The organism is Streptomyces sp. NPDC088915, from assembly GCF_044749825.1.
In the GTDB taxonomy this organism is placed as follows: Bacteria; Actinomycetota; Actinomycetes; order Streptomycetales; family Streptomycetaceae; genus Streptomyces.
Map to the genome: position 1 here is coordinate 63,656 of NZ_JBIVIR010000016.1, position 17,069 is coordinate 80,724.

16 protein-coding genes and 1 pseudogene are annotated in these 17,069 nt (G+C 75.2%); 8 read left to right on the forward strand and 9 right to left on the reverse strand.

Going from position 1 to position 17,069, the window contains the following annotated elements:
• Nucleotides 1-21: 21 nt before the first annotated feature.
• The 3 genes from ACIP5O_RS26940 to ACIP5O_RS26950 form a co-directional block, all read right to left on the reverse strand.
• On the reverse strand, nt 22-399 hold the full coding sequence (locus ACIP5O_RS26940) for a hypothetical protein (RefSeq protein WP_401297474.1): 378 nt from the start codon (nt 397-399) through the stop codon (nt 22-24).
• 137 nt (nt 400-536) lie between these two features.
• On the reverse strand, nt 537-1,811 hold the full coding sequence (locus tag ACIP5O_RS26945) for a DUF6397 family protein (protein ID WP_401297476.1): 1,275 nt from the start codon (nt 1,809-1,811) through the stop codon (nt 537-539).
• A 167-nt stretch (nt 1,812-1,978) separates the two neighbouring features.
• Nucleotides 1,979-2,392: a roadblock/LC7 domain-containing protein gene (locus ACIP5O_RS26950; RefSeq protein ID WP_356545354.1), complete on the reverse strand. Its 414-nt coding sequence runs from the start codon at nt 2,390-2,392 to the stop codon at nt 1,979-1,981.
• A gap of 153 nt (nt 2,393-2,545) precedes the next feature.
• On the opposite strand from ACIP5O_RS26950, the gene ACIP5O_RS26955 reads away from it, so the two are divergent.
• Complete coding sequence (locus ACIP5O_RS26955) at nt 2,546-2,971, forward strand: PPOX class F420-dependent oxidoreductase (protein WP_401297478.1); 426 nt, start codon at nt 2,546-2,548, stop codon at nt 2,969-2,971.
• Between the two features lie 147 nt (nt 2,972-3,118).
• On the opposite strand, the gene ACIP5O_RS26960 is transcribed toward ACIP5O_RS26955, so the two are convergent.
• Together ACIP5O_RS26960 and ACIP5O_RS26965 are read right to left on the reverse strand one after the other, a co-directional pair.
• A complete protein-coding gene (locus ACIP5O_RS26960) occupies nt 3,119-3,736 on the reverse strand; it encodes a GTP-binding protein (RefSeq protein ID WP_401297479.1) in 618 nt (205 codons plus the stop codon).
• Nucleotides 3,717-3,800 (reverse strand): annotated as a pseudogene (locus tag ACIP5O_RS26965) (DUF742 domain-containing protein); the annotation flags it as partial. The pseudogene ACIP5O_RS26965 and the gene ACIP5O_RS26960, both read right to left, overlap by 20 nt.
• A 51-nt stretch (nt 3,801-3,851) precedes the next feature.
• Here ACIP5O_RS26965 and ACIP5O_RS26970 point away from each other — a divergent pair.
• The 3 genes from ACIP5O_RS26970 to ACIP5O_RS26980 all read left to right on the forward strand — a co-directional run bounded on the left by ACIP5O_RS26970 (nt 3,852) and on the right by ACIP5O_RS26980 (nt 5,991).
• Nucleotides 3,852-4,457, forward strand: coding sequence for a methyltransferase domain-containing protein (locus tag ACIP5O_RS26970; RefSeq protein ID WP_356545361.1), 606 nt, complete (start codon nt 3,852-3,854; stop codon nt 4,455-4,457).
• Nucleotides 4,458-4,596: 139 nt separating this feature from the next.
• A complete protein-coding gene (locus tag ACIP5O_RS26975; RefSeq protein WP_356545363.1) occupies nt 4,597-4,914 on the forward strand; it encodes a hypothetical protein in 318 nt (105 codons plus the stop codon).
• Nucleotides 4,915-5,010: 96 nt separating this feature from the next.
• Nucleotides 5,011-5,991, forward strand: coding sequence for a hypothetical protein (locus ACIP5O_RS26980; protein WP_401297481.1), 981 nt, complete (start codon nt 5,011-5,013; stop codon nt 5,989-5,991).
• A gap of 44 nt (nt 5,992-6,035) precedes the next feature.
• Here the strand turns inward: ACIP5O_RS26980 and ACIP5O_RS26985 are convergent, their stop codons facing one another.
• Nucleotides 6,036-6,632, reverse strand: a complete 597-nt coding sequence (locus ACIP5O_RS26985; RefSeq protein WP_401297482.1) for an HD domain-containing protein — start codon at nt 6,630-6,632, stop codon at nt 6,036-6,038.
• 170 nt (nt 6,633-6,802) lie between these two features.
• On the opposite strand from ACIP5O_RS26985, the gene ACIP5O_RS26990 reads away from it, so the two are divergent.
• Nucleotides 6,803-8,179 (forward strand): tannase/feruloyl esterase family alpha/beta hydrolase, encoded by a 1,377-nt coding sequence (locus ACIP5O_RS26990; protein ID WP_401297484.1) that lies wholly within the window; start codon nt 6,803-6,805, stop codon nt 8,177-8,179.
• 66 nt (nt 8,180-8,245) lie between these two features.
• Here ACIP5O_RS26990 and ACIP5O_RS26995 read toward each other — a convergent pair whose 3' ends face one another.
• Entirely contained in the window at nt 8,246-9,322 is a 1,077-nt protein-coding gene (locus ACIP5O_RS26995) for an acyl-CoA desaturase (protein ID WP_401297486.1), read from the reverse strand.
• Between the two features lie 270 nt (nt 9,323-9,592).
• On the opposite strand from ACIP5O_RS26995, the gene ACIP5O_RS27000 reads away from it, so the two are divergent.
• Nucleotides 9,593-12,565 carry a DEAD/DEAH box helicase gene (locus ACIP5O_RS27000; RefSeq protein ID WP_401297487.1) on the forward strand — a complete coding sequence of 991 codons (2,973 nt, stop codon included), beginning with the start codon at nt 9,593-9,595 and terminating at the stop codon, nt 12,563-12,565.
• Entirely contained in the window at nt 12,562-13,890 is a 1,329-nt protein-coding gene (locus tag ACIP5O_RS27005; RefSeq protein WP_401297489.1) for an SWF or SNF family helicase, read from the forward strand. The genes ACIP5O_RS27000 and ACIP5O_RS27005 overlap by 4 nt, the downstream gene beginning before the upstream one ends.
• 80 nt (nt 13,891-13,970) lie before the next feature.
• Here the strand turns inward: ACIP5O_RS27005 and ACIP5O_RS27010 are convergent, their stop codons facing one another.
• Nucleotides 13,971-14,816 carry a hypothetical protein gene (locus ACIP5O_RS27010; protein ID WP_401297491.1) on the reverse strand — a complete coding sequence of 282 codons (846 nt, stop codon included), beginning with the start codon at nt 14,814-14,816 and terminating at the stop codon, nt 13,971-13,973.
• 7 nt (nt 14,817-14,823) lie between these two features.
• Nucleotides 14,824-15,678: a bifunctional 5,10-methylenetetrahydrofolate dehydrogenase/5,10-methenyltetrahydrofolate cyclohydrolase gene (locus ACIP5O_RS27015; RefSeq protein WP_401297493.1), complete on the reverse strand. Its 855-nt coding sequence runs from the start codon at nt 15,676-15,678 to the stop codon at nt 14,824-14,826.
• A 405-nt stretch (nt 15,679-16,083) separates the two neighbouring features.
• On the opposite strand from ACIP5O_RS27015, the gene ACIP5O_RS27020 reads away from it, so the two are divergent.
• Entirely contained in the window at nt 16,084-17,022 is a 939-nt protein-coding gene (locus tag ACIP5O_RS27020; protein ID WP_401297494.1) for a terpene cyclase, read from the forward strand.
• The last annotated feature ends 47 nt before the right edge of the window (nt 17,023-17,069 follow it).

Genomic DNA, 17,069 nt, shown 5'->3' on the forward strand with positions numbered 1-17,069 from the left:
CCCGCGCGAGGCGGCCGCCGTTCAGCGGGAGGCGAGCAGCAGGCGCGCCTCCCTCTCCTGGTCGCCGGAGACGGTGTGCCGGGACTGGACGTCGAAGCCGGCGGCCAGGACCTTCTCGACCTCGTCGACGGCGTGGTAGCCGCCGGTGAGCGTGACGCCGACCATGGCGGACAGGTGAGCGGGAGACACCTCCCGGTGCTCTCCTCCGGCCGTGTCGAACGTGGCCGTCCAGACGGTGGGGGACGGTCCCGTCGCCGCCTGCGGGCCGGGGACCGTCATGTCCTCCAGCCGGTAGACCGCGTCGAGGACGGCGAAGACGGCCTGGGCGTCCTCCCGACCGCAGTCGCTCAACTGGACGGTGACGTCGGTGTCGATGTGCAGGTCGTACACGTCGCTCATCTCCTCACGGCCCCCCGGTCGCCGGTGACCTCGCGCTCCTCGTGCCGCGCACGCGTCGCGCCACCTCTCCAGCATCCCTCGGGGGGCGCCGCACCGCGAGGGCCGCCGCCCCGCTTGGCCGTCCGGCCCGGACGGTATCAGGGCCAGGCCACCGGGCGCCTCCGTCGCCGGGCGCGCGCCTCGCCGCTCGCCCTCTCCCGGCGGAAACGGTCGAGGAACCGGGCGCGGGCCGGACGGGAGGCCCGGTGGGAGGCCGGACGGCCGATTGCCGTTGCCGGGCGCCCGGCGGGAGCGGGGTCCGCCGGGGGTGAACCCGGGAGGGTCTCCTGCGGTGGCGGAAGCGTCGGTGGTGTCGCGGGCAGGGGCGGTGCCTCCACGAAGGGCGGCGCGGCCGCAGGAAGCGACGCCGTCGGCAGGTACCGCGCCGACAGGGCCCGCGGGCCGCCGCGTACCGTCACGGGCACGGCCCACGGATCCGCCGCCCCGGATAGTACGGAAGGCACGGGGACGACGTCGGCCCTCCCGGCGGCCGGCACGGCCGATGTGGCCCTGGCAGCCATGACGGCCGTGGCAGTCGTGGCAGTCGTGGCAGTCGTGGCAGTCGTGGCAGTCGTGACGGTCTCCCCCGGGTACGGGGCCGGGCGCGCGGCCCGCGCCTCGTCCAGGGCGAGCGCCAGGCTCAACCGGTGCCAGAGGATCTCGTCGGGGTCGTCGGCCCGCGCGAGCCGCTCGGCGATCTCGCGCGCCGCCGCGGGCGTCGGCATTCCGGGCGGTGGTGGCGGACGCAACCGGTCGAGGTGCGCGCGCTCGTACGGGTCGTCCACGACCTCGGCCGCCTGGAGCGGATCGAGCAGGGAGGCGATGGCCGCGGCCCGCGCCCACGGGTCGTCGGTGGCGCGGAGGAGCAGGGAGAGCCGTCGCGCACGCCAGTTCCTCGGCCGCAGGTCCTCGCGCGCGGCCAGGCGCTCGCGGAGCGCCTGCGGCAGCCGGCCCGCGAGCAGCGCCGGGCAGGTGCGGCCGAAGTCGGCGACCTCCTCCGCCAGATACGTCCACACCACCGCCCGGTAGCGGTTCAGGGAGAACCGCACCGGGCTGAGGTGCCCCGTCCGGGCCAGCCGGGTGAACCGCTCCGGGGTGATCCCGAGGAGTGCGGCGGCCTCCCCGGTGCCCACCGCGCGCACCCGGTCGCGCAGGCCGGCGGGAAAGTCCGGCGCGGCCCTGAGGCGGTCGAGCTCGCACCGCTCGACACGCCTTCGCCCGCCCTCTCCCGCCGGTGCCGTCCGCACCAGGCCGAGCTGGACCGCGAGCCGGAACTCGTCGCGCTTCAGCTCCAGTTCCTGCGCGGCCCGCGCCGGCGTCACCGTGCGCGCCCCTTCGTCCGCCGTCCTGTCGTGGCCCTCCGCCGTCATCATGCGGCCCTCCCCGTACGTCCGTACTTTCCGTGGTGCGGATCCGTCCGACCCGCCGAAAAAACGTAACGCAGAGTGACGAACATCGCACCCCCTGTGGACAACTGCCTGTGGACAACTCGTGGCGGGAGATCACGGAGGAACGTCGGAGGGGCCGTCGGAACGGACGGTCAGAACGGGCCGTCCCCCGGATGGCCGGGCTGCCGCGCCTCCACGGCGAGGTGTTCGCCGACCCGGTTGACCAGCAGTGTCATCTCGTAGGCCACCTGACCGACATCGGCCTCCGCCGCGCTCAGGACGCACAGGCAACTGCCCTCGCCCGCGGCGGTCACGAAGAGCAGCGCCTCGTCGAACTCCACCATCGTCTGCCGTGCCCGGCCCGCCTTGAAGTGCCGGCCCGAGCCCCGGGCGAGGCTGTGCAGGCCGGAGGAGACGGCGGCCAGGTGCTCGGCGTCCTCGCGCACCAAGCCGCTGCTCGCGCCCGTCACCAGGCCGTCGTTCGACAGCACCAGCGCGTGCCGTATGTGTCCGACCCGCTGCGTCAGGTCGTCCAGGAGCCAGTCCAGTCCCTTGTCCAACGCCATCAGTCGTCCTCCCCCTACGTGGTGCGTCCCCGTCGACCCGGATTCCCGTGCTCCCCGTGCCACCGTTGGTCCGCGTGTCGGCGCAAGCCTTACGCACTGTCGTGGGCAGGGCAAGCACTGCACCGCGCCCGCGTGTGCCGCAGGATGGGAGGCATGACGAGGATGACCGATGAGCAGTGGCGGGCCTTCGTGTCCGCGGGCACCCGCACCGGCAAGCTGGCGACCGTCCGCGACGACGGCAGTCCCCACGTCGTGCCGGTCTGGTTCGTGCTCGACGGTGACGACTTCCTGTTCAACACCGGGAAGGCGACGGTGAAGGGCCGCAACCTCGCCCGTGACGGGCGGGTGTCCCTGTGCGTCGACGACGAGGACCCGCCGTTCTCCTTCGTCTCGCTGTTCGGACGCGCCGAACTCAGCGAGGAACCGGACGCGTTGCGCCACTGGGCCACTCGCATCGGCGCCCGCTACATGGGCGAGGACCGGGCGGAGGAGTTCGGCGCGCGCAACGCCGTTCCCGGCGAACTCCTCGTCCGGGTGAGGATCGACAAGGTGATCGCGGAAGGCGGTCTCGCGGACTGAGGACCGAAGCTCGCGAACTGAGGACCGAAGACCGAAGACCGAAGAGTGAGGGCCGAGCGCCGAGGGCCCCGTCCGTCCGGACGCCCGACCCGGACATCCGCCCCGGACACCCGGTCCGGGCACCCGGTCGGCGGATCCGTCTACGGCTCAGCCGACGGTGTCGAGGAGCAGGGCGGTGTGCATCCGTCCGGCGTGCTCGACCAGGCGGATCAGCACCCCCTTCCCCGAGTCCCGGTCGCGTGCGTCGCACAGCACGACGGGCGTGCCCCGGTCCAGGTCGAGTGCGCGGGAGACGTCGTGCGCGCCGTAGGCACGCGCGCCCGTGAAGCAGTTGACGGCGACCGCGAAGGGGATCCGCCGGTGCTCGAAGTAGTCGACCGCAGGGAAGCAGTCCTCCAGGCGCCGGGTGTCGGCGAGGACGACCGCCCCGAGCGCGCCCTGCGCCAACTCGTCCCGCAGGAACCAGAACCGGTCCTGACCGGGAGTGCTGAAGAGGTGGAGCGAGAGTCCGGAGCGGATCGTGATGCGGCCGAAGTCCATGGCGACGGTCGTGGTGGTCTTCCGGTCCACGTCGCCGGGATCGTCGACGAGTTCCCCGGCCCGGCTGAGCCGTTCCTCGGTGCGCAGGGGCCGGATCTCGCTGACCGCCCCGACGAAGGTGGTCTTCCCGACGCCGAACCCGCCGGCGACGAGGATCTTCAGGGCGAGGTCGGTGGTGTCCGCGTCGTCGTCCGCGCCGGTTCTCTCAGAGCGCTCGTAGGCCATCGATTGCTTCCCTCGGGATTCTTTGGTCGGGGAGCCGCGCGGGCGGCACGGGTCGGCCGACACGGGTGGCACGCGCACCGGACCGTCACCCCTGCGGGTGAGGGATCATGAGCACATGAGCGACGACCCCACACGCGTCCGAGAGTTCTTCGGTGCCCGCGCCGCCGACTGGGACAGCCGGTTCCCCGACGACGGCCCCGCGTACGCCGCCGCCGTGGCCGAGCTCGGTCTGCGTCCGGGCGACTCGGTCCTCGACGCGGGCTGCGGGACCGGCCGCGCGCTTCCGCCGCTCCGCGCCGCCGTCGGCCCCTCCGGCACCGTCGTCGGGGTGGACCTCACCCCCGAGATGCTCGAACGGGCCGTCCGGGCCGGGCGCGGCGGTACGGACGGCGGGGCGCTGCTCCTCGCCGACGTCGGGCGGCTGCCCGTCCGCGAGGGCGCGCTCGACGCCGTCTTCGGCGCGGGACTCGTCTCGCACCTCGCGGACCCCGCCGCCGGTCTGCGGGAGCTCGCCCGTGTCGTACGGCCCGGTGGCCGGCTCGCGCTGTTCCACCCGATCGGGCGGGCCGCCCTGGCGGCACGGCACGGTCGCGCCCTCACGCCGGACGACCTGCGCGCCGAGCCCCGGCTGCGCCCCCTGCTCGCCGGGGCCGGCTGGCGGCTCGTGGACTACGTCGACGAGGACACCCGGTACCTGGCCCTGTCCGTCCGCGAGGGCTGAGTCACGACGGCGCCCCTCGGCAGGGAGGCCCGTCCCCCGCCGGGTCCGGACGTCGGGCACCAACGCCCCCTTCTGCACCGGCACTTCCCTGTCTACGGTGGAGCTGCCGGGCAGTCGTGCCCGGGAAAGGCGGCGGGCCGTGACGCAGGTACCGGAAAGACTCCGCAGACTCCTCCCCTTCGCCCGGAAGCCGCCCGGGGCCGCCGCGCCGGCGCCGGCGCGGCCCGTCCGGCAGGGGCACAACCTCTTCGAGGCGGCGGCGGTGTACGTGGCCGCGTGCGCCGAGGACGACCAGGCCCGGGCGGAGGAGGCCGCGAACCGCGTCTCCCCCGGCGCGCTCTCCTTCGGCGTGAACGAACTGGCCTGCCGGGCCCTCGTCGCGCTCGCCCGGGAGCGGAACGAGCCACCGCTCACCGTGGCCCGCTCGCTGCTCGGCCTGCGGAACGAATCGGCGTGACGCCGGGCGGACGGGCGGGGACTCCCCCGGCGGAACCCTCGACGCGTGGGTTACTCACTGGTTAAGGTGCGCCGACGACCGGATGGGGAGGCTGCCGTGGCTGGGACGGACCCGATCGCCGAGGGCGACGGCGACGCCGACGCGTTGTTCGTGCTGACCGCGGCGCTGCTGACGCCCGCGCGCTTCCCGAGCGTGCTCGGGGACGACTATCCGGCGGCCTGTGCGGCGCTGGGGCTGGGGCCGCGCCCGGACGGGTACGGGCTCGTCTTCGGCCAGGACGGCCTGGGGGCGCGGTGGACGGTGGTCGTCGACGACGTGTCGCTGGTCGCCGTGGCGATCTCCTCCTGGGACTGCGGCATGGCCTACGACCTGTCCCCCGACGAGCGGTCCGTGGTCGCCGGGCTGCCGGGCTGGCCGCTCCCCGTGGCCACCGCCGCCCCGGGGGTGCCGGCCCCGCACGACCCGGAGCCCGAGGAGGGCGATCCCGCTCCGCTGGCTCCGCCGTCGGGCGACGTGTGGGGGCCGGCCCAGCGCCGTCTGGGCGCCGACCAGGTGGCGCTGCACTGGACCGCCTGGCGGTCCCGGATCAACGACGACGGCACGTACGCGGAGGGCTCACCGACTCCGGAGGACGAGTCGGCTCCGGAGGACGAGTCGGCTCCGGAGAACGTGCCGCTTTCGGAGGACGCGCCGGTCCGGGAGGTCGCGGACGGTGGCGGTGCGCCGTCGACCGCGTCCTCCAAGACCTCCAAGACCTCCAAGACCTCCGGGGCCTCCGGGGCCTCCGGGGCCTCCGGAAGCGACCCGTACGACGGCGTCAGGAGGGTCCTGGACGAGCTGCACGCCTATCTGGAGGAGCCGCCGCCGGTGGGACGGGTGCGGTCGGCCTCCGGAGCGGAGGCCGACGCGCGGCTGCTGCGCGCGGACGGCCCCGGCTGGTCGTTCGTGGCGAAGGCCGACGACATGGCGTTCGTCCTGCTCGACGAGGTGCCGCGCGAGGTGCTGCCGGTCGCGCGGGGCGAGAGGCTTCCCGCGCTGCTCAAGGGCCTCGACGCGATGGCCGTGCGTCCGGCCTGAGCCGGTGGCCGTTTGCCGGTACCCGCTCCCCGGCATCCCGGGCCTCAGGTCAGGGCGTGCCCGTACGCGGCGGCCAGGTCGTCGAGCTCCGGGTCGCCGTACACCGTGCGCAGCGCCCCGAAAGCCGCGACCTTGTCCTGGCCGAACCGGCTCACGGACACCGCGTAGGTCTCCGGGGACAGGAACCTCGGCGGCGTGCTCTTGCTGTGGAACTTGTCCGCGTACATGACCAGCCGTTCCTCCGGCGTGACCGCGACGTAGTCGGCCGGCGGCAGCGGCAGTCCCTGCGCGAGCACGTCCTCCTTGGTCAGTCCGACGCCCGTGTGGCACGAGCAGAACCGGCACACGGTCTCCGGAAGGCCTTCGGACGCCAGGAGCTCGTGTCCCAGGATCCCGTGCCGGATGTAGTTCCGGCCGTCGAGGCGCCCCTCGGCGTCGTACAGGCGGTACACCCCGATGTCGTGCAGCAGGCACCCGGCGCGCACGAGCTCCGGATCGAGGTTCTCTCCCGCGTGCGGGAGCAGGCGCTCGGCGATCCGCCACACGATCTCGCAGTGGGTGAGGACGAGCCGGAGCGCCTCCTCATGAGGCGCGTGCTTCCTGTGCAGGGCGCGGATCTCGTCGACCGAGGGAATGTGCATCCCCGCAGCCTAATGAGCCGGAGGGCGTGACGGCTCCGGGCCCCCGGGACCGGAGCGCGCCCCATAGGGCGGTGGCCCGAGGTGTGGTCTCCGACCATGGCCCGGCGGAAGGGACGCGCCGCACGATGTGGCGCCGCTTCACTTTCCGCCGTCCCAACCGGAGGCCCACCATGCGCCTGTCCCCGGGCGTCTCCCTGTTCGCCGCGTTCCTGGCCGGAGTCACCCTCCTCGCCCCCGCCTCCCCCGCCGGGGCCGAGCCGGGGGCCGCCGCGCACTGCGCGCGTCAGGACCGGCTCCACGTGCCCGGCGCCGGGCACCAGCGGTCCGCCTGTCTGGACGACCTGACGACCGCGGGGCTCGCGGGCACGCCGTACACCGACATGGCGGACCAGGCCGGTCTCGCCGCGAAGGGGACCCGGAACCCCTCGGGGGTGCCGGGCGTCCAGATCGACGGCTACTTCCCCGACGACTCGCGGCTCAATGCCACGCACGGCTGGGCCCACGACGCGCAGTTCGTCGTCCGGCTGCCCGACCGCTGGAACGGCGGGCTCGTCGTCACCGGCGCGCCCGGCACCCGCCGTCAGTACTCCACGGACGCCCTCGTCTCCGACCAGGTGCTCGCCCGGGGCTTCGCCTACGCCTCGACCGACAAGGGCAACACCGGTCCGGACTTCTTCACCGACGGACGGAAGCCCGGCGACGCGGTCGCCGAGTGGAACCGCCGGGTGACCGAGCTGACGCTCGCCGCGAAGAAGGCCGTGCGGCAGCGGTACGGGCGGGCCGCGGACCGCACGTACATGACCGGCATATCCAACGCCGGCTACCTGACGCGCTGGCAGTTGGAGAACCGGCCCGAGCTGTACGACGGCGGGGTCGACTGGGAGGGCGTGCTGTGGACGGCGGACGGTCCCAACCTCCTGACGAGCCTGCCCGTCACCGTGGCGCGCTCCCTGGGGCGGGCCACCGACGAGGACCTGGTCAGGGCCGGTTTCGCGCCGGACTCGCGCTTCCTCTGGCCGTACCACGAGCAGGCGTACTGGGGGCTGACGCAGAAGATCTTCCGGGCCGAGTTCGACCCCTCGTACGATCCGGCCTGCCCCGGCTCCACCGCCGGCCGGACCGCGGCGGAGATCTTCGCCCCCTGCGCCTCGGACGCGTCGTACGACTACGCCTCCCGGCCGGCGTCCGTCCATCGCGCCGTCGCGGGGGTCGCGCTCACCGGGCGGATCGGCAAGCCCCTCATCACGCTCCACGGCGACCTGGACACCTTGCTGCCCGTCGCCACCGACTCCGACGTGTACGCGCGGATGATCGACGACCGGGGGCGGGGCCGGCTGCACCGGTACTACACGGTGCGGGGCGGGACGCACACCGACGGCCTGTACGACACGTATCCGGACCGGCTGCGGCCGATCCTGCCGTGCTACCGCTCGGCGTTCGACGCGCTGACGCGCTGGGTCGAGGAGGGCGCGGCGCCGCCCGCGGACCGCACGATCGCGCGGCCGGCGGGCGGGGACGTGGTCAATTCCTGCGCGCTGGAGGGGTGAACGCCCTCCCCCGAAAGAGCCGCCGGAGGGCCGCACCGCCCTCCGGCGGCTCGGCCCCGGTCCCGTTCAGCCGCGCAGGGACGCGCCCACCTCGTGCAGGTGGCCGAGGGCCTGGCGGTACGAGTCGACGAAGCCGGTCTCCGTGTACGGCACGCCGAGCGCGGCGCAGTGGGCCCGTACGGCGGGCTGGGCGAGCCGGAGGTTCGGGCGCGGCATGCTGGGGAAGAGGTGGTGCTCGACCTGGTAGTTGAGCCCGCCGAGGAACCAGTCGGTCAGGGCGCCGCCGCGGATGTTGCGCGAGGTGAGCACCTGGCGGCGCAGATGGCCCCAGCCGTCGCCGTCCTCGTGCTCGTCCGGCCGTTCCATGCCCTTGTGGTTGGGGGCGAAGGCCATGCCCAGGTGGAGGCCGAGGAGCATCTGGTGGAGCAGGGCGAAGACCAGGGCCTGGGCGGGGGTGAGGAGGGCGAGCAGCAAGGTCGCGTACCCGGCGAAGTGGGCGAGGAGCAGGCCGCCCTCGACGAGCCGCTCGCGCCGGGTGCGGCAGGGGCCGTCCTTCGCGAGCAGGGCCCGGATCCCGTACGCCTTGAGCGCGAGGCCCTCCAGGGTCGTCAGCGGGAAGAACAGCCCGGCCTGGTGGCGGGTGAGGAAGCCGCGCAGGCCCGTGCGGCCCGCCGTCTGGTGCTCGGCGAAGACGAGGACGTCGGCCGCCACGTCCGGGTCCTTGTCGAGGTGGTTGGGGTGGGCGTGGTGACGGTTGTGCTTGTCGTTCCACCACTCCCGGCTCATGCCGAGGAGGAGGTTGGCGTGGACGAGCTGGACGGCACGGCCCACCCCGCGGTCGGCGGTGATCTGGGCGTGCCCGGCGTCGTGGCCGACGAAGGCGGCGCGGGCGGAGAGCAGGGCGAGGGGGACGGCGAGCGGAAGCGCCCACCAGGAGGGTCCGACGAGGGCGAGTCCGGTCACCACGGCGGCGATGCCGAGGAGGTTGAGGACGATGACGCGGGCGTACCAGCCGGGCCGGTGCACGAGGAGGCCCTGTTCCCTGACCGTCCGCAGGAGCGGGGCGAACTCGCTGCCGCCCCTGGCGCGGGCGGGCGCCGCGGGAGGTGCGGCGGCCGGGGGCAGGACGGTGGCCTGGGACATGGCGGGCTCCGGTTTCTGTCGGGCGGTGGTTCGGTCGGTGGGCGCCCACCGAACGTACGGACGCGTGACCGGTCGGAGCCATGGCGTCATCACCCGTCCCGGGCGGGGGGCGCCCCAGGGGGCCGGGGTGGGGAGAGCCCCACCCCGGAGGGCGCTTCCCGGAGAGGCGGCCGGAGTGTGGTGTGGATCACTCGACATGGAGGAGCGCCAGGGAGTTCGGTGGGGTACTCTCGGCGACTCGGTCCCCAGTAGTCAAATTTGAGGAATGCGTTGTCGCCGTCGCACGGACCCGATGATTCGGCCCGCGAACCCGCCCGGACACTCTCCCGCCACTCCGCCGTCTTCCTCCCCGCCGATCCGCCCCGCGCCGGACGGATCGCCTTCTGGTCACCGGACGGCGAGCCGCTGCCGGACTCCCCCGGCGCCCCCGCGGCCGTCGCCGAACTCACGGTCGTGGACGGCGGCACCCTCCGGCCCGTGACCGTCCCCGCCCGCACGCTCTCCGTACGGGACGCCCTGCCGCTGCTCGTCCGTGCCCGGTCCTCGGACACCGCGTCCCCCGCGGCAGCCTTCTGGGGCGCCGCTGCGCTGCTCGCCCTCGACCTCGTGGCACGCGGTCTGCTCCTGCCCTGCCTCACCCCCGGCGACCACGACGCGTGGCGGGCCGGACCGCTCGGGCCCGAGGAGCTGGGGAAGCTCCGCACGCTCGCCGCGTCGATGCCGCCCACGGCCCACGCCGTACCCCTCCCACCCGTGGCCCGTGCCGCCCCCTTCCCTCCCGACGCCTCCGTCTCCCCCGACGAGCCGCCGTTGCTGCTGCCCGAGCCCGAGGCCCTGCTGCGGGCCTTCGCCGACGCCGTCGCGGACGCCCTGCCGCGCACCCCGGCGGCTCCCCTGGCGGCCGGCGGGCCCGCCTTCGCGGCCGAGGAGCCGCAGACCGTTCCCGAGCAGCGGGCGTGGGCGGCCGACGTGGCCGCCGTGCACGACGCGGGCGTCCGGCTCTCGCTCCGCCTCGAACTGCCCGGCTTCACCGCCGAGTCGCGGGAGGCGCCCGGCTTCCGGGCGGTGCTCCAGCTGCACGGCGTCGCCGATCCGACCCTGGTCGCGGACGCGGCCGAGGTGTGGTCGGGCTCGGGCCCGGTCGGGGCGGCCTTCGGCCCGCGCGCCCGTATGGACGCCCTCCTCGCCCTCCGGCGCGCCGCCCGCGCCTGGCCCCCGCTCTCCCCGCTCCTGTCGGCGGCCGTGCCCGACGCGGTCGACCTGGCCGACGAGGAGGTCGCGGAGCTCCTGGGCCCGGCGGCCGACGCCCTCGCAGGCCTGGGCGTCCAGGTCCACTGGCCGCGCGAACTCGCCGACCGGCTGACGGCCCGGGCGGTGATCGGCCCGCACACGCCGGGCGCCCGCGTGGACACCGGCCCCGACGTGAACACCGACGACACGGACACCCGTACCGACGCGGGTTCCTCCTCCCTGCCGTCCCTCCTCGCCGCCGACTCCCTCCTCGCCTTCAACTGGCGTTTCGCCGTGGGGGACCAGGAGCTGTCCCGCGCCGAGCTCGACCGGCTCGCCGAGGCGGGACGGCCCCTCGTGCGGCTGCGCGACCGGTGGGTGCTCGTCGATCCGGCCGAGGTGCGCCGCGCCAGGGCCCACCAGGACCGCAAGGTCACACCGGTGGACGCGCTCTCGGCCGTCCTCACCGGTACGACCGAGGTCGACGGGCACACCGTCGAGGTGGCGGCGACCGGCGCGCTGGAGCGCCTGCGGGAACGGCTCGCGCACCCCGAGGACGGCCGGCCCGAGGTGGCCCAGCCCGCCGCGCTCGCCGCGACCCTGCGCGACTACCAGGTGCGCGGGCTCGACTGGCTGCACCGGATGACCTCGCTCGGTCTCGGCGGCTGCCTCGCCGACGACATGGGCCTCGGCAAGACGATCACGGTCATCGCCCTGCACCTGCACCGGCAGACCGATCCGGCCTCGGCCGGACCCACCCTCGTCGTCTGCCCGACCTCGCTCATGGGCAACTGGCAGCGGGAGGTCGAGAAGTTCGCGCCCGGCACGCCGGTGCGCCGCTTCCACGGCACCGCCCGCGACCTGGAGGGGGTTCCCGACGGCGGCTTCGTCCTCACCACGTACGGCACCATGCGGCGCGACGCCGAGCGGCTCGCCGGGCGGGACTGGGGGCTCGTCGTCGCGGACGAGGCGCAGCACGTCAAGAACCCGTACTCGGCGACGGCCCGCCGGCTGCGGACCATCGGGGCACGCGCCCGCGTGGCGCTGTCCGGCACGCCGGTGGAGAACAACCTCTCCGAGCTGTGGGCGATCCTCGACTGGACCACACCGGGGCTGCTCGGCGGCCTGGGCGCCTTCCGCACCCGGTTCGCCTCCGCCGTCGAGGGCGGCCGCGACCCGGCCGCCGCCGCGCGCCTCGCCGCGCTCGTCCGGCCGTTCCTGCTGCGCCGCCGCAAGTCGGACCCCGGCATCGCGCCCGAGCTCCCGCCGAAGACGGAGACCGACCGGACCGTGTCGCTGACGCCCGAACAGGCCGGTCTGTACGAGGCGGTGGTGCGGGAGACGCTGACGGCGATCTCCGCGGCCGACGGCATGGCGCGCCGCGGCCTCGTCGTGAAGCTCCTGACGGGGCTCAAGCAGATCTGCAACCACCCCGCCCAGTACCTCAAGGAGGAGAGCCCGAGGATCGAGGGGCGGTCGGGCAAGCTGGAGCTGCTCGACGAGCTCCTCGACACGATCCTCGCCGAGGGCGCCGCCACCCTGGTCTTCACCCAGTACGTGGGGATGGCCCGGCTCCTGGAGGCGCACCTCGCGGCGCGGGGCGTGCGGACGCAGTTCCTGCACGGCGGCACGCCCGTCGCGGAGCGGGAGGCCATGGTCGCCCGCTTCCAGGACGGGGAGGTCCCGGTCTTCCTGCTCTCCCTGAAGGCCGCGGGCACGGGACTCAACCTCACCCGCGCCGAGCACGTCGTGCACTACGACCGCTGGTGGAACCCGGCGGTGGAGGCGCAGGCCACCGACCGCGCGTACCGGATCGGGCAGGACCGGCCGGTGCAGGTCCACCGGCTGATCGCCGAGGGCACGATCGAGGACCGGATCGCCGCGATGCTCGACCGCAAGCGGGAGCTGGCGGACAGCGTCCTCGGCATCGGCGGGGAGATGCCGCCGGAGCTGACCGAACTGACCGACGCCGAACTGGCGGAGCTGGTGCGGCTGCGAGGGGACGGACGATGAGCGGGTACGGACACGGGGACGACGAGCGGACCTTCGCGGCGCTGCCGCCGGCGCGGGGCGGGGCGTTCACCCGGACCTGGTGGGGCCAGGTGTGGCTCAAGGCCCTGGAGGACACCGCGCTCGACGGGCAGCAGCTCAAGGCGGGCCGGCGCCACGCGCGCGCGGGGGCGGTGGGCGCCGTGTCGGTGCGGCCCGGCCGGATCACCGCGGTGGTCAAGGACCGGGACGGCACGGCGCACCGGAGCGACGTGCTGGTGCGCGAGCTCTCCGATGAGGAATGGGAGCGGCTGCTCGACCTCGCGGTGGACAGCGCGGGCCACATCGCGGCCCTCCTCGACCGCGAGATGCCGCCGCATCTGGTGGAGGACGCGGCGGCGGCCGGGCTCGACCTGCTGCCGGGCATCGGCGACCTCGATCCGGAGTGCGGCTGCGAGGCCTGGGACCACTGCCCGCACACGGCGGCGCTCTGCTACCAGGTGGCGCGGCTCCTGGACGAGGACCCCTTCGTGCTGCTCCTGATGCGCGGGCGCGGCGAGCGCACCCTCCTCGACCAGCTCCAGGCGCGCAGCGCTTCGCGTGCCGCCGCTCCCCCGGAGCGCGGCGGGGACGGCGGTGACGGCGCTCCCGGGGACGTCGGCGGGACGCGGGGCGTCCCGGCCGAGGAGGCGTACGGGTCGGCGTTCCTGCTGCCGCCGCTGCCCGTCCCTCCGGACCTCCCGGCCGCGCCGGGCCGGGCCCCGTCCCTGGACACGGACACCGAGCCGGAGCCGGGGGTGGACCCGGCGGCCCTCGAACTCCTCGCGGCGGACGCGGCGGCCCGCGCGCACCGGTTCCTCGCCGGGGTCCTGGGGCCGGACGGGGAGGCGCCGGAGCTGACGGAGACCGGGCTGACGGAGGCCGGGCTGACGGAGGCACAGGACGCGGTGCGGCTCGCCGCGGACTCCCCCGCTCCGTGGATCGCGGCGCGGCTCGCCGCCGGTTCGGGCCGTTCGCGGGCGGACCTGGACCTCGCCACGCGCGCGTGGCGGTTCGGGGGCGCCGCCGCCCTCGCCGTACTGGAGGAGGAGTGGGAGCCGGACGCCGAGGCCCTGGCCCGTGCCGGGGCGCGGCTCGCGGAGGCCTGGGACGACGACGAACGGCCGGTGCTGCGGCGGGCGGGCGGCGCCCGGTGGACGGTCGTGGGCGCGGAGGCGCAGGTGCGCCTCGGCGAGGACGGGCACTGGTGGCCGTACCTCAGGTCCGCGGGGCGCTGGGCTCCGGCGGGTCCGGCGGACCGGGACCCGGCGGCGGCCCTGGCGACGGCGTTCGCGGCGGGCGCCGCCTGAGGCCGGGGCAGCACCTGGGCCCGGGGCGGGGCATCACCTGAGCCCGGGGACGCCGCCCGTAGGGAGGCGCCGCACGCGCGTCACCTGAGCCGGTGGCTGATCCTGCCGCCGGTCCTGGAGGGGACGGCCAGGCTGCAGGCGACGGTGTCCGAACCGAGGAGGTGGCTCGTCCGGTACGGGTACTGGACGAAGGTCGTCCAGCGCGTGCCGAACGGCTGCCGGGCGGCCTTGCGGCGCAGCGGTTCGCGGCAGAGCTCCGTGGCCGCCTCGCGCACCGCCCGGTCCGTGGCGTAACGGCCGGTCAGCCGGGGCCGGGCGACGAGTTCGGCGGAGTGCGGCGTGTCGCAGGGGCGCCGGACGACGGTGCCCGGCGCGTCGCGGTCGATGTCGAAGCAGTCGCCCACGCGCAGCGCCTCGAAGGAGACGGGCCGCCCGGGGCGCCGTCCGTCCTTCGAACCGCCGGAGGAGGCCGGGGCGGTGCTCCTCGTCGGGGACGGTGCCGGTGACCTGCTCGCGCGCGGGGACCGGTCCCCGGGCTCCGTGCGCGTCGGCGTGGCGTCCCGCGCGGCCGTGGCCGCCGGCGTGCCGGCCGCCGCCGTGCCGTCCCGTGTCGTGCCGGGCGCCGGCGTGCCGGTGGTCCCGGCGCCGGACGCCTGACCGTCCGCAGGAGGAGGAGTGGCGCCTCCGGTGGCGACGGGGGACGGCGCGCCCATCGGGTTGCCGTCGCTCTCCCCGCCCTCCCGGACGGTCAGGAAGGCGGTCGCCACCAGGGCGGCCGTGAGCAGCGGGAGGAGCGGCGTGCCGAACCGGAAGGCCCGCCGCGCCGCCGGCCGGCGGCTCCGGCGCGGGCGTTCCCGGTCGCCCGGGCGCCGTCCGTGCAGCGCTCCGCCGATCGCCGAACGCGCGCCCCGCCGCCTCTCCGTCATCGTCGTCCTACAGGCCCAGCTGGCGCTCGGCGCCCTCGACCGTCTGGGCGAGGAGCACGGCGATGGTCATGGGGCCGACACCGCCGGGAACCGGGGTGATGAGGGAGGCGCGCTCGGCGGCCGACGCGAAGTCGACGTCGCCGATGTTGCCCGGGTTGTAGCCGGCGTCGACGACGACGGCGCCGGGCTTGATGTCCTCGCCCCTGATGAAGTTCGGCTTGCCGACGGCGGCGACGAGGACGTCGGCCTCGCGGACGACCGAGGAGAGGTCGCGGGTGCGGGAGTGGCAGTAGGTGACGGTGGCGTCGCGGCCGAGGAGGAGCAGGCCGGCGGGCTTGCCGAGGATGGCGCTGCGGCCCACCACGACGGCCCGCTTGCCGCTCAGTTCGACGTCGTACGCGTCGAGGAGGCGCATGATGCCGCCGGGCGTGCAGGAGACGAAGCCGGGGAGGCCGAAGCCCATGGCGGCGAAGGAGGCCGTGGTCACGCCGTCGACGTCCTTCTCCGGGGCGATGGCCTCGAAGGCGGCGCGCTCGTCGATGTGGGGGCCGACCGGGTGCTGGAGGAGGATGCCGTGGACCTCGGGGTCCCGGGAGAGGGCGGTGATCGCGGCGACGAGCTCCTCGGTCGTCGTGGTGGCGGGCAGCTCGACGTGCCGGGAGCGGATCCCGGCCTTCGCGCAGCGGTTCCGCTTCATCTTCACGTACGTCACGGAGGCCGGGTCCGCGCCGACCAGGACGGTCGCGAGACAGGGGGTGACGCCGGTGCGGCGGGTGACCTCGGCGGCGCGGGCGGCGGTCTCCTCGACCGTGCGGCGGGCGAGGGCCGTACCGTCCATGAGGGCGGCGGTGCTGGTGGACATGGCAACTCCTGGGCGTCGTCTCTGACCGGCGGTTCGCCCAGGCGCACGGCATTCGGCGCGGTCGCGCCGACGGGCGCGCTCCGCGGGACCGCTCCCCGGTGGTGATCCACCTCAAGCGCCAGTCACGGCCCGGGCCCACTCTACGTGAGGGCCGGGGGCGAGTCTCGGACAGGTCCGGGCTGGACCGCGGCGGGCGGCCGCGGCCCGCGCGGAGGGGATCGTCGCTGACCACCTCCGGGCTCCGTCCCGCCGTCCGAGGGCCCGGTGCCGGTTGTGTGGATCCGGAATCGATCCCCTTGTTATTCCTGGCAGTTAGTGATCAATTCAAGTACTCTTCGATCGCGCCGGGGGGCGTTGGGGGCACCCGGGCCCAATGCCCTGGGGGTGCACGTGTTCCATGTTGCAGTGCTCGACCTTCCCTTTCCGCCGCACAGCCATCCGGACCGGGAGCCCGCCGCGCGGCTCCACCGGGAGTGGCTGGAGCGCCACGAAGGACTCGCCGGAGCCGTCGACGCGGCGGTGTACGACCGGTGGGACGTGCCCCGGCTCGCCGCGCTCACCAGTCCCGACTGCGCCACGGGCGACCTCGCCCTCGCCGCGGACCTGCTCGGCTTCTACTTCCTCTTCGACGACGGCTTCGACACCGGTCTCGGCCGGGCCCCCGCGCGGGTGGCGGAGGTCTGCACCCGGCTGACGGCCCTCCTGCACGGGGACGGCCCCGCGCCCGGCGACCGCACCCCCGTCGAGCGGGCCTTCGCCGACCTCTGGGAGCGCAGCGCACGCGGCATGTCCGCCCGGTGGCGGGCCAGGAGCGCCTACAACTGGGAGTGGTACTTCGCCTGCCATCCGGCCGAGGCCGCCGGCCGGCTCTCCGGGCGGCTCCCGGACCGGGAGGGCTATCTGGCGCTGCGCCGGGGCACGGCCGCCATGGAGACGCTCTTCGACATGGTCGAGCGGCTCAACCGGTTCGAGGTGCCGCAGGAGGTGCTGCACCACCCGACCCTCCGCCTGATGCGTCAACTGGCGGCCGACATACCGTCGTTCACCAATGACGTGCACTCGTACGCGCAGGAGTTCGCGCGTGGCGACGTCGCCAACATGGTGATGATCGTCCGGGAGGAGCGCGGCGGCACCCCCGAGGAGGCGGCCGCCCAGGTGATGCGCGAGGCCCAGGCGATGGTCGACCGCTTCGTGGAGCTGTCCGCCCGGGTCCCCGGGATCTGCGACCTCCTCGGCCTCTCCCCCGCCGGGCGCGGGGCCGCCCACCGGTACGTCGACGGCCTCGCCTCCTGGATCGCCGGCTACCACCGCTGGGAGGTCGACACCGGCCGCTACGGCGGCTGAGCGCCCCGCACGCGTACGCGTGCGGGGCGCTCAGACCGGGGCCGTCG

Coding starts and splice junctions, on each gene's coding strand:
- ACIP5O_RS26940 (WP_401297474.1), bottom strand. CDS start 399: ATGAGCGACGTGTACGACCTGCACATCGACACCGACGTCACCGTCCAG.
- ACIP5O_RS26945 (WP_401297476.1), bottom strand. CDS start 1,811: ATGATGACGGCGGAGGGCCACGACAGGACGGCGGACGAAGGGGCGCGC.
- ACIP5O_RS26950 (WP_356545354.1), bottom strand. CDS start 2,392: ATGGCGTTGGACAAGGGACTGGACTGGCTCCTGGACGACCTGACGCAG.
- ACIP5O_RS26955 (WP_401297478.1), top strand. CDS start 2,546: ATGACGAGGATGACCGATGAGCAGTGGCGGGCCTTCGTGTCCGCGGGC.
- ACIP5O_RS26960 (WP_401297479.1), bottom strand. CDS start 3,736: ATGGCCTACGAGCGCTCTGAGAGAACCGGCGCGGACGACGACGCGGAC.
- ACIP5O_RS26970 (WP_356545361.1), top strand. CDS start 3,852: ATGAGCGACGACCCCACACGCGTCCGAGAGTTCTTCGGTGCCCGCGCC.
- ACIP5O_RS26985 (WP_401297482.1), bottom strand. CDS start 6,632: ATGCACATTCCCTCGGTCGACGAGATCCGCGCCCTGCACAGGAAGCAC.
- ACIP5O_RS26990 (WP_401297484.1), top strand. CDS start 6,803: ATGCGCCTGTCCCCGGGCGTCTCCCTGTTCGCCGCGTTCCTGGCCGGA.
- ACIP5O_RS26995 (WP_401297486.1), bottom strand. CDS start 9,322: ATGTCCCAGGCCACCGTCCTGCCCCCGGCCGCCGCACCTCCCGCGGCG.
- ACIP5O_RS27005 (WP_401297489.1), top strand. CDS start 12,562: ATGAGCGGGTACGGACACGGGGACGACGAGCGGACCTTCGCGGCGCTG.
- ACIP5O_RS27010 (WP_401297491.1), bottom strand. CDS start 14,816: ATGACGGAGAGGCGGCGGGGCGCGCGTTCGGCGATCGGCGGAGCGCTG.
- ACIP5O_RS27015 (WP_401297493.1), bottom strand. CDS start 15,678: ATGTCCACCAGCACCGCCGCCCTCATGGACGGTACGGCCCTCGCCCGC.